Below are 10,734 nucleotides of genomic sequence, written 5' to 3' on the forward strand. Positions count from 1 at the left end.
TGTTCTATCACATCAGTGGTACTATTTTTTTTACCTTTGTTGTGTGAATAACATAAAAAGATTTTTTTTAGAGATTGCCTATGACGGAACAGCCTACCATGGATGGCAAATTCAGCCCAACGCTATTTCTGTACAAGAAATATTAAACCACGCATTACACACTTTTTTGCGCGAAGAAATAGAAACAATTGGAGCTGGACGTACTGATACCGGTGTACATGCCAAACAATTGTATGTGCATTTTGATAGTGCGAATCCAATTTTAGTGGATAATCCTTACCGAGCACTGCAAGCTATTAATGCATTATTGCCTTTTGACATCTCCGTTAAGCGCATTATTGAAGTTGCCGAAGATTCCCATGCACGTTTTGATGCGAGCGAACGCTCGTATGAATACCACATTCATAGCAAGAAGAATCCTTTTTTGATCAATAAATCTTGGTTGCTACGTGATATTCCAGATATAGAGAAAATGAATGAAGCGGCAAGATTTTTATTAGGAACAAAAGATTTTGAATGTTTTAGCAAATCCAATACACAAGTGTTTACAAACATTTGCACCATCAAGGAAGCGCGTTGGGAACAAAATGGAGATCACTTTGTTTTTCACATTACGGCAGATCGGTTCTTACGCAATATGGTTCGAGCAATAGTGGGTACCTTATTGGAAATTGGCGTAAAAGGTAAACCGATTTCGTATATTCAGGAAGTATTGGAAAGCAAAAATCGTTCGAAAGCAGGGGTATCAGTTCCTGCTCATGGACTATATTTAACACGAGTAATTTATCCATACATTCAAGAAAAGTAAATTTTGAAACAAGATAAAATATCAGGTAAAGCCTACGACAGCAAATTATTGGGTCGTCTAGCCAAGTATATGCGCCCTTACAGAACCATTTTTTGGATTTCTGTGGTGCTGACCATCTTACTGGCTGCAGTCGCGCCAGCATTACCCATGCTGATTGAATATACTCTTGATAATTATATCTTGAATGGTCAATATGAAGGACTTAACACGATGCTGATCGTCATGATGGTCTTGCTGATTGCGCAGACTGTCGTTCGTTACTTCCACACGCTGATGACCAATACATTAGGGCAATCTGTAATCCGTGACATTCGTATTCAAGTTTTTGAGCATATTACCAATTTACGCCTAAAGTATTTTGACAACACTCCTATTGGACGCTTAATCACCCGAACGATATCCGATTTAGAGACTATAGCCAATATTTTCTCCGAGGGTTTAATTCAGATTATCGGAGATCTCCTGCAACTTGTCGTGATTTTAGGTGTCATGTTTTACACCGATTGGCGACTAACATTGATTATTCTTGTTCCAATGCCTTTAATGTTATGGGCAACGTATATCTTTAAGGAAGCCATGAAATCAGCTTTTCAGGATGTTCGCCTTTGGGTATCTAACCTGAATACCTTTCTGCAGGAACATATTTCGGGAATGGCCATAATTCAATATTTTGCACGTGAAGAACAGGAAATGCAAAAATTTGACGCGATCAACAAAGAGCATCGTAATGCCCATGTTCGTGCCAATTGGTATTTTTCTATCTTCTTTCCTGTATTGGAGATTATCATTGCCATCGCGACTGGTCTGTTGGTGTGGTATGGTTCAAAACAAGTCTTAGCCGATGTGATTTCCCCAGGGGTGGTAGTGGCTTTTTTGATGTATATCAATATGATTTTCCGACCTATTCGTGAGCTTATTGACAAATTCAATACTTTGCAAATGGGTATGGTGTCAGCCGAACGTATTTTTGATGTGTTGGATACCGATGAATTTACACCGAATACAGGAACATATAAACCTGAGCTTATTCGTGGCGAGATCGAATTCAAAAATGTTTGGTTCGCCTATAATGAGGAAAAATGGGTATTGAAAGATGTTAGCTTCAAAGTACAACCCGGCGAAACATTAGCTTTGGTTGGAGCTACAGGAGCAGGAAAATCTTCTACCATTAATATTCTAAGTCGTTTTTACGAAATCCAAAAAGGCCAAATATTATTGGACGGTGTAGATATTCGCGATTATGAGTTGACATTCTTGCGCAAGAATATTTCTACCGTTTTGCAAGATGTATTCTTGTTCTCTGATACAGTTAAAAATAATATCACGCTTCAAAACCCAAACATTACCGATGAAGAAATTATAGACGCAGCAAAACGTGTAGGCGCTTATGATTTTATTATGCGTTTGCCAGGAGGATTAGATTACAAAGTACAAGAACGCGGAGCAACGCTTTCTGCTGGGCAAGCACAATTGGTTTCTTTTATACGCGCACTAGTGCACGATCCACGTATTTTGATTTTAGATGAGGCGACTTCGTCAATAGATACAGAAACTGAATTAATGATTCAATCTGCTATAGACAATTTGATGGAAGGGAGAACGGCTATTGTTATTGCACATAGACTTTCTACTATTCAAAAGGCTGATAAAATCATTGTGCTGGAAAAAGGAGAAATTAAAGAAATCGGTTCTCACCAAGAATTGTTGGCAATGGATGGCCACTATAAAAAGCTGTACGATTTGCAGTTCGACTCTGCAGGAATTTAGTTTATTTCTGCGCTTAATTCCTAAATAAGTTTCCTATTTTTAATCTACGATTAAGGATTAAAACTTATTTGGGTCATATGTTTTCAAGAATCTTGCTTTTAACTTTCACTCTATGGGCTGTACATTTCACCTGCTTTGCACAGCAAAAATCTTTTAAGGTTTTTCAGCTTAATATATGGCACGAAGGTACCTCCGTACCAAAAGGCTATGATGCAATTGTGAACGAAATAATTGACAAGGACGCAGATGTTGTGTTGCTAAGTGAAGTAAACAACAAGGGCGGTGTGGATTTTGTCAGCACGCTTCTAAAAGATTTAAAAGAAAAGGGTCATACTTACAATGGCATATCGAACGAACCAACGGTTGACGTAGCCACGATTTCTAAGTATCCCATCCTTGAACAAAACACCCTTTACGACAAAGAAAATCGACAAGGTCAGGTTCTAAAAACCAAAATCAATATTCACAATCACCCTGCCATTTTTTACTCGGTGCATTTGGATTATACAAACTATGCGTGTTACCTTCCACGTGGCTACGATGGGGTAACTTGGAAAAAGATGGATAATCCCATCACCGGTGCACAAGAAATTTTAACAGCTAATCGAAAAAGCAAACGCGATGAAGCTATAGCTGATTTAATCGCTGATGCAGCCAAAGAATCAACAAAACACAGCATCATTATTGGAGGAGATTTTAATGAACCTTCACATTTGGATTGGATCGAAGCGAATAAGAATTTATACGATCGTCGTGGCGCTGTAGTGCCATGGGATTGTTCGGTGATGTTGTATGCCGCAGGGTATAAAGACGCATTCCGTATCCAATATCCGAATCCTCTCTCGCATCCTGGATTTACCTATCCTAGCTTTAATCCAGATGTACCCACTAGTAAGTTGGCATGGGCACCAGAAGCCGACGACCGCGACCGTATCGACTATATTTACTTCAAATCAACTAATAAAAAATTAAAACTTGAAGACATCAAAATAGTAGGTCCAGAATCCACTGTACGATACGCGCAGAAACAAGAGAAAGATAGCGAAGATAAATTTTTGTTGCCAAAAGGAGTTTGGCCTACGGATCATAAAGGTTTGTTAGCTACATTTAGCATAAAATAGTGAGATATGTCGACACGTTTTCACGATCAAAACAAAAGACTTTCGGATTTTCAAACAGAAGTTTTGGTCGTATGCCCTACTTGTGGTAAAAAAGCTATTGCTAAAGTTGATTATGAGTTGAAAAAGGCAATATTATTTTGTGAAATTTGTGGATTCAATAAGCAAATTCCAACAGAGGTTACTGTATTTGGAATAAATGGAAATTGGAATATAGCCGCGCACAGTTATTTTGGCGCACAGCTTTGGTTGCAACATCCTTTTAAAAATGATGTGTTCATAGCCTTCAACGCGGATCATTTAAATTATTTGGGACAATATATTGCAGCGGATCTTAGAGAACATAAAGACAGAACTGGTTTTACATTATTGGAGCGTTTACCCAAATTTTACCACGATGTCAAAAACCGCAAAGCTTTACTCGCAATAATTCAGAAATTGAAGAAAAAATAGAGGCCGTCATATCTTGGTTTTAACACCAAAAAACTCCCTCTATCACAATAATAAAAGGAGTTTTGAATTTGTGCCTAGCCTTCCCAATTTTGAGAGAGAATGCAGCTTGAAGACTAGGACTTTATATTTTAATGAAGGAGCTGATATACCTCACGCATGTAATTTGCTTCTTCTAGTGCGGACGTGAAATTATACCATTCTTCCTTTGTAAACGTGAAGAGAATTTCAAGAGCAGGAGTAGGTAAAAACATACGTTCTTCATCATCTGGAAAAGACAAAAACTCCTCATTTCCAACTTTTGCTCTAATTTCTTCTAAGAAAAATTGAAACTGTACTGCTGAAAAAGTCAACACATAAGATTTCTGCCACACATAATGAAATTTGCACTTACTACAGTAACTTATCGCGGTGTTTCCTTTGGTTGTAAGATTTACAGATTGACACATAATATTTTAATTAAAAGATGAGAGAAAAAATTATTTACATCGGTTTTTGACTAAAGAACACGCGACTACGCGTATAAGCTATTAGACCTACTACACCAATCAAAATCCAGAGAGCATCAACCATCATGATATCGATATATTGACTATTGACCGTATTCCAAATCCAATTGTTACTAACAAAGCCATTCACAACAGGTAAAGTAAGGGACAAAATACTACCAATTAACAGAGTTTCAAGATTAGTGCGTTTAATACTTTTACGTAAGGTATAGAACCAGCTTAACCCAAGCCAACTCCAGAAAAAAACATGATATATAAATGTTTGATCCGCTTGACCAGACCATTTGACCACGATGAATGTAAAGGCTGTCACGGGAAACATCGACAAGCAAATTGCCATAAAGAAATTTGCCATCCAACTATTAAATTTCCGCTTCCGCGGGAGCACATTATTCTTGTCACGCGCCACCAACCAAATCAAAATACCAGATGCAATCACTAAACAGCCCATTATTCCCAGGAGAAAATAAACTATTTTAAGTGGATAACCTCCATAATCACCATAATGCAGCCTATAGATTAGACTTTTAATTGTATCAATATAAGTTTGGTCACTATCAGGCGATTTGGAGAGCACAACCACCCCATCCGCTGCGCGCACATTCAATATACCCGATCCAGAAAAATTTTTCGTAAAGCGAGGGTCTAATTCCATTAGTATATGCATATTTTCATCGCCATAATTTTTGATAAACAAACGATGAATATGTGCATCAGGCCATTTTTGATTCGCCATAGCGATATATTCACTTATAGGTTGTATATGCTGCAAAGGTGAATACGTATACTCATATTTAAGTATTCGTGAATAGCCGAGATCTTCGTACATTTTGTCTGTATCGCCATTGTACAACAACTTACCAAAAGGAAGAGCCAATACAGCATTGATAATTAGAAAAATTCCAGTGACCGCATACAGAAATTGAAATGGAAAGCCAATCACGCCTAATGCCGTGTGCATATCCGTCCATACAGTTTTCCATTTGCTGAAAGGTCGGAAAATAAAAAAATTAGAAACAATCTTATCCCAATGCAATAGCAGCCCTGTAATCAAAGCAAACAAGAAGATGAAAGCTGTAATTCCTGAAATAAGATATCCAAATGGAGCTATTCCTACCCTAATAGGCACTTCGTTCAATTGTGCTAAGAAGTGTAAACGATACAAAAATTCTGCTAAATCATAACTTTTTGAGTACTCACCAGTCTCTTTAGTCACAAAGTCATAGTTGAAATATTTGGTATCGCCTCCTCCTCTTCTACCTTTTGCCTTTTTATTTTCTGCAGACTTTGATTTTGCTAAGCTTTGCTTATTCACCACAGAATCCACCGATGCACTCACATTCACATAAGAACGAGCTCCTCCTTGATATAAATAGAAGGCGATATCTCTTCCTTGAAGATTTATTTCACGAGATAATGAATCAAGCAATTTATCATAACTTTTACCATCGATTTTGTAAGCCGTGTAAGATGTGCCCTTTTGCCAAGCCGAAATCTCATCCCTAAAGAAGGAAAAAGAACCCGCAAAAAAGATTACATACAACAACACACAAATTATTATTCCGCTAATCGTATGTGTGTTAAAGTATATATTATAATTTCTGATATTCATAGGAGATCGGTTTTTAACGATTTAGTAAATAGGGAATAGCGAATAAAAGGGCTAATAGCAAATAGATCCCCCATATCTTCCATCCACTTTTGCAAAGGAATGCCAAAAGCAATAATATCGCCCACAAGATATAACCGGAGAATGCTGCAGTAATGATAATATATTCCTTTTTAAAAAAAGTTGTCAAGAATACATGAAAAGACAGCATAACAACATATCCTCCAATAAATCCAGCTGTAATTTTCAGAAAACGTTGAAAAGGAGAACTTAAATATTTCTTATTTGCGGGCATAATCAATTAAAAAATAACTCTACACTTAAACTAATCACAAAAACCACGAGTATATATTTCCACTGTACAATACCAAAGGGATACAAGAGTATCAGTAAACTAAAGGCTATCATGAGAAATGCGAAAAATGCGAAGAAAGATGACCCTAATCCTAAATCACTCAATAATAATACACCTGTAATTAGCAAAAGTAAACAACTTATAATCCTAGCTGTTTTTGAGTGATTTTTAACTTTTTCTAAGCAAGTGTTCTTCGAGACATGCTTCACTTTCTTGCTAGATGCATAGAAAGTAAAACATGCCAAAATTTGTATAGAAAATAATATGCTGTACATCTTATTAAAACTTGTAAATAATACCAATTCGCATATTTCTTCTTGCTTCGACGATGTAGGAATAGTAATCAACTCCTCCTTTTGCTTTGATAGCTGCACTCGCCGCACTAAATGACCCCGCAGTAAGTAGTTTTCTATTGTCTAATAAATTATTGACAACCAATGAAAGATTATATTTTCCGCGTTGATAACTAATCCCACCATCCGTACGCACATAATTCTTGAAATTAGCTTCTTTTGTGCTTCCCACCGCTCGGTCAAACATGGTTTGAACACTAGCAATTACTCCAGCACCTTTAAAGAATCCTTCACTAAGTCTATATGTCACCCATGTATTTGCGGTATGCTTGGCTGTATTCGGAGTAATATTACCAATAGTAGAGGCATCCGATGCCTTTGAAATTTTAGAATCTGTCAAAGCATAATTTGCATTAATGTTCAAACCTTTAGCAATCTCTCCCGTAATATCGACTTCAATACCTTTGGATGTTGTTTCTCCTAATTGCGCTTGAAAAGTTTGACCGTTGACAACATGGTTTGGATCAGGGTCAGTTACTAATGAGTTTTCTCTTGTAATATTATAAGCACTAATTGAAGAAACCCATTTTCCATTTGCCCATTCTTTTTTCAGTCCTACTTCTAAGTTATTTCCTCGGATAGGTTTAAAAGCATTGCCTTCCCAATCTGTTCCAGAAACAGGCACAAATGATTGGTCAAATAAAGAGTAAGCGGTAAATGATTTTAATATAGAATAGCTGATTCCGACTCTTGGACTCCAAACTTTGTCCGAAATATCCGCCCCTTGCGTTCGACCTGTAGTCGAAGCCTGCGTAAATCTTAAACCTAGAGATAAGCGAAACTTGTCATCCCAAAAACCTAGCTCGTCATGGGAATAAAACGACATATACTGAACAGAACTTACGTAATTAGAACCTCCTGCTCTTGTTCTCAAACTCTTAGAACGATCAATTGTAGGAAATACAGCTCCTGCAATACCATATTTTGGATCATAAACATTCAGAAACGGTGTTGGAATAGAATCTAATAAGGTTCGGAAATCTCCCCAAAACTTCTTATTGCCAAAATCTCCACCTATTAAAAGTCTATGTCTTACATTACCTGTAAATTCTTCTCCTGTAAGGGAGAACTGGCCAAATCTATTCTCTCCAGCTTCATCGGCAATACTATAATATCTTGGCATATCGCCATTTGCTTTCATATAATTAAGCCAAGTACTATTTGCAATCATTTCAAAATTGAAATAAGCTAATTGTCCATGTAATTTCCATCTATCGGATAGTTTGTGATCCAGATACACATAAGCACTATGATCTTTGATATGACTTGGCTCAAAAGATGGATCCCCATAGAAGAAATCATTGGAAATATCGGGATCAGCATATCCTTTTGGTGAAAAAACATAATTACCATTGGAAAGATAAGTTGATCCTTGATAAGTATATTCAAATGTCAGATTTGTAGCAGAATCGATAGCATATGTGATTACAGGTGCTATAGAAACTCTTTTGCTGTAATTATATTTGGTATGAAAATCTTTCTGCTGTGCAGCAGCATTAAATCTATACAGAACTTTTCCATTGGATGACAATTTACCGTCCAAATCTACCGCCCCACGGTACGTGTTAAAACTTCCCATATTGAAGGTTACAGAACCTTTATCATGACCAGAAGGTTTCTTAGTGACTACATTATAAAATCCTCCAGGCTCACCGTTTGCCAGCATAAAACCTGCTGGACCTTTGACAAACTCTATACGTTCAATGACAGAAGCGTCTTCAGCTGTTGGTCCCCAAGAGGCCTCTATGTTCATTCCATTTCTAAAAGCAGGAATTTTAGAACCACGCATACGCAAATTCGCATATTGATTGTCCCAATGCCCTTGACGTGTAGCACCACTGATATTTCGAGTTACACCATCAACAATATCAAAAACTTGTTGATCAGCCATCAAATCCGATGATATCACCTGAATATTTTGCGGCAATTCCAATATTGGAGTTGTCAATCGCAATGAGCCAGAAATGCTGTCTAACTTATAGTTTTGATAATATCGACCAAATACAGCCACTTCATCAATACTATTATTTTGGTATTCTAAAGTTAAATCTTTATGAGTTTGGGGGCTCGTTAAAGTAATTTTTTGATTAAAAGTTTTAAAACCAATTGCTCTAATCTCCAAATTGTTATCACTAGATTTAAGCTTAATCAGGTAATTTCCATCTCGATCCGAAACAGATTTAGTGTCACCAACAATTATGGTCGCGTTGGATACTTTTTCTCCCTCAGCTGTTTTAACGATACCTTGAAGAATGTATTCTTGCTGTTGGCCTTTTGCTAGAGAAATTAGGAATAAACAAAATACAGTTATGCTTATTTTAAGGGTTTTCATAAATATATCTTAGAATGTAATTAGTTGACAATTAAAAATGTTGTTGTGCCTTCCCAGGCGTATGTAAATGGTTTCCCGTTCCATTCTCCTTCTTTATTTTCCCCAAAAGATGCTTCAATGACGTAGTTGCCTTTCCACAACGTTGTGAAACTTATTTTTCCTTGTGGGTCTGTTTTAAAAGATTTAGACCAGCCTTCTTGACTCATCACCAATACTTCGGCATCCGCTAGAGGTTTTCCAGCTTTGATAACAATCGCTTCTACGGTATTTCCCACATCATATGTCTTGGGATTTACTTTTACATAGAAATTATTAATAATAGTTGGCAAAGTATTTCCAGACACTTGTATAAAAGCCAATGAAGAGAAGGCATACAGATTTGTTTTGCTTAAATCTTTACCTGCATGGTAGATAGATAAAACATAAATTCCGTTCTCTATCGGCGTAAATTCAGCGGTAAAATGATCTCCTGTAAGCATTTTTTGTACTTCAATCTGCTTGTGGGATGGTGTAGTAAGGATTAGTTTAAAATCTTTAACATCGGAATACCATTTGTCAATCGGTTCAATTTCTTGAGACGCATATTCGCCATAAAAGATCTTAACCTCTTGTTTGACATTCTTAACGCCTGTAGAGTTCGTTTCAATCCACAGTGCATGTGCCGAAGCGAACTGAACAGAAAGTAACGTAAGTAATAAAGTAAATAGACTTTTCATTGTTGATATAATTTAAATTTTAGTAATGCATTCTACGCGTAATCGAAATATCGATCACTTAAAAACTATAATCAACAAGTAAAAAAGGGTATACATCCAACATCGGATCGTGATGAATGCCATTCATAGCCCTCGAAAGGCTAAAGAAAAAAATCAAGTACGTATACTTTTTCATAATATGTTGATTAGATATTTTAAAACAATACCATCAACAGATTATGGAAGGGAGGGAATAATCAATCAGATTAAACTGATAATGCAATTTTTTCCTAAATTGCACTACCCTTCCATATCACTGTATCGGGAGGTGATCTTTTTAGATCAACTAATATCAGTTGCCGCTGATATTAGATTTTGCGTCATGCACGGATTGCCGTCCGATGCATGACGCTCATTTTTAATTTATCTTTATTTAGACTGATTAAAAACAAAACAAATATAGATGGAATTTTTTATCCTGCAAGATTTTTTAGGATTTAAATTTGTTAACATATAAAAAAAGGGCTTATTCGATCGTGCACTGCCCCCAAAAAGTTAGACACTTTCTGGGGGCATTTTTTATGGAAAGAAAAGTAAAATACAATTTAACATTTAAGAAGACTTGTATTGATTTATACTTTAAATCGTCACAATCAATATTAAGTATTAGCACGGAAAATAGTGTATCTAAAAGTACTCTGAGTCGATGGATTCAGGATTATGTAAAGTATGGCCTCA

The 10,734-nt window shown here is 36.5% G+C and carries 9 protein-coding genes; 5 read left to right on the top strand and 4 right to left on the bottom strand.

All coding sequences use genetic code 11. From position 1 onward, the window contains the following. Positions 1 to 43 precede the first annotated feature (43 nt). The 4 genes from truA to H8B04_RS09805 all read left to right on the top strand — a co-directional run bounded on the left by truA (position 44) and on the right by H8B04_RS09805 (position 4,146). A complete protein-coding gene (gene truA / locus H8B04_RS09790) occupies positions 44 to 808 on the top strand; it encodes a tRNA pseudouridine(38-40) synthase TruA (protein ID WP_317170652.1) in 765 nt (254 codons plus the stop codon). 69 nt (positions 809 to 877) lie between these two features. Beyond that, a complete protein-coding gene (locus tag H8B04_RS09795) occupies positions 878 to 2,575 on the top strand; it encodes an ABC transporter ATP-binding protein (RefSeq protein ID WP_394354878.1) in 1,698 nt (565 codons plus the stop codon). Positions 2,576 to 2,652: 77 nt separating this feature from the next. Then, a complete protein-coding gene (locus H8B04_RS09800; RefSeq protein WP_165291534.1) occupies positions 2,653 to 3,696 on the top strand; it encodes an endonuclease/exonuclease/phosphatase family protein in 1,044 nt (347 codons plus the stop codon). A 6-nt stretch (positions 3,697 to 3,702) separates the two neighbouring features. Continuing rightward, the gene (locus tag H8B04_RS09805) at positions 3,703 to 4,146 is read left to right on the top strand and encodes a hypothetical protein (protein ID WP_165291533.1); all 444 of its coding nucleotides are present in this window, start codon (positions 3,703 to 3,705) and stop codon (positions 4,144 to 4,146) included. Positions 4,147 to 4,274: 128 nt separating this feature from the next. Here the strand turns inward: H8B04_RS09805 and H8B04_RS09810 are convergent, their stop codons facing one another. From H8B04_RS09810 to H8B04_RS09825, 4 genes are all read right to left on the bottom strand, one after another. Beyond that, positions 4,275 to 4,592 (bottom strand): hypothetical protein, encoded by a 318-nt coding sequence (locus H8B04_RS09810; RefSeq protein ID WP_190302240.1) that lies wholly within the window; start codon positions 4,590 to 4,592, stop codon positions 4,275 to 4,277. A gap of 34 nt (positions 4,593 to 4,626) precedes the next feature. Continuing rightward, entirely contained in the window at positions 4,627 to 6,264 is a 1,638-nt protein-coding gene (locus tag H8B04_RS09815; protein WP_190302241.1) for a PepSY-associated TM helix domain-containing protein, read from the bottom strand. Positions 6,265 to 6,895: 631 nt separating this feature from the next. Beyond that, positions 6,896 to 9,301 (bottom strand): TonB-dependent siderophore receptor, encoded by a 2,406-nt coding sequence (locus H8B04_RS09820; RefSeq protein ID WP_190302242.1) that lies wholly within the window; start codon positions 9,299 to 9,301, stop codon positions 6,896 to 6,898. Positions 9,302 to 9,321: 20 nt separating this feature from the next. Next, the gene (locus H8B04_RS09825) at positions 9,322 to 10,017 is read right to left on the bottom strand and encodes a DUF4198 domain-containing protein (protein WP_165291528.1); all 696 of its coding nucleotides are present in this window, start codon (positions 10,015 to 10,017) and stop codon (positions 9,322 to 9,324) included. Between the two features lie 560 nt (positions 10,018 to 10,577). Between H8B04_RS09825 and H8B04_RS17490 the strand changes: the two genes are divergently transcribed. Then, a partial coding sequence (locus H8B04_RS17490; protein ID WP_394354879.1) for a transposase occupies positions 10,578 to 10,734 on the top strand: 157 nt, incomplete at its 3' end.

Origin of the sequence: Sphingobacterium litopenaei, assembly GCF_014692495.1 — a bacterium.
In the GTDB taxonomy this organism is placed as follows: Bacteria; Bacteroidota; Bacteroidia; order Sphingobacteriales; family Sphingobacteriaceae; genus Sphingobacterium; species Sphingobacterium litopenaei.